Annotated in this window: 2 protein-coding genes; both read right to left on the bottom strand. The window is 39.5% G+C overall.

Features of this window, described 5'->3' with window-relative positions; translation table 11 throughout:
- Positions 1-6 precede the first annotated feature (6 nt).
- A complete protein-coding gene (locus VXQ92_RS20630; RefSeq protein ID WP_000182542.1) occupies positions 7-213 on the bottom strand; it encodes a hypothetical protein in 207 nt (68 codons plus the stop codon).
- 53 nt (positions 214-266) lie between these two features.
- Positions 267-1,078, bottom strand: an 812-nt coding sequence (locus VXQ92_RS20625; protein ID WP_416683031.1) for a TonB-dependent receptor domain-containing protein, incomplete at its 5' end; no start/stop codon positions are given.

Genomic DNA, 1,078 nt, shown 5'->3' with positions numbered 1-1,078 from the left:
AGAACCTTATTGAGCTGATGAACTATGCATTTCAGCGTGATTCATTTGCTCATGTGACTCCATCATCTGCTTCTTTTTTTGACTTGGCATGTAGTCAGGCTCATTGTTGATGGCCAAGTAAAAAATAATCATAAACAATACACTCAAGATAGAAGCCACAATAAGTAACTTCCATCCCCACCAAGACTGTTCAGGCGATAATTTATTAGTCATTTCATTTCTCTCATTAAATTAATAATTTCAGTTCTTTAATTCGCTAAAGCTTATTAAAACTTCATACTCATACGAACCCAGTAATTTCTTCCGATATTGTTAAACTGCTCTTCGCTCGCAAATCCAAAGCCTGCACTACCCGCTTTATTTAAGTGTTCGGTATAGGTCTTATCTAATACGTTATCAATGCCAACAGAGACATCAATATCTTTACGAAGGTTATAACTTCCGTTTAAAGAAAGTGTTGAAAAACCTTTACTTGGTTTTAGGTCATATCCCACGATATTACCTTGATGTAGACTCACACGGTTTTGCTCAGCAACAGCTCGCCATAACAGACCTAAGTTATATTTGTCAGCCACATAGCGAATATTTAAACGACCTTCTAAAGGTGAAATTTGAGGTAGAGGTTTGTCATCTGTGGTGTTTTTGCCCCACGCATACATCGCACTCAAATCTGCCTGAATACGGTCAGTGAATTGGTACCCAATACCCGCTTCTGCACCAGCGATGGTTGCATCGACATTTTTGGCTCCCGCAGTAATATCATGGCTCATATCATGTCCATCCATTCCCATACTTGGGTGATGGTGGTAACTCATTAATATGTAGTCATCTACTAAACCTGCATAGGCAGAAGCCCATGTGTTTAAAGCACCATGTTGTTGCTGAAAACCCAGGTCCAACTGTAGTGTTTTCTCAGGATTCACACCGTTAAAAGTATTGGTTGAACCCGCATTACCATGTTTAGGCGAGAAAAGTTCCCAATAATCAGGCATACGCTCTACATAACCTAAACCAATATAACTTTTTAGGTCATGCTCAGGATGTTGATTTTCCCAGCGAACAAATGCGCTTGGCAAAG

This window comes from Acinetobacter sp. 228 (assembly GCF_048147885.1).
Note: the sequence above shows the minus strand (reverse complement) of the source record. Positions and strands in the feature narration are given on the sequence as shown.

What these genes read in the sequence shown, in the direction of transcription:
- VXQ92_RS20630 (WP_000182542.1), bottom strand. Translation starts at nt 213, where the DNA reads ATGACTAATAAATTATCGCCTGAACAGTCTTGGTGGGGATGGAAGTTA.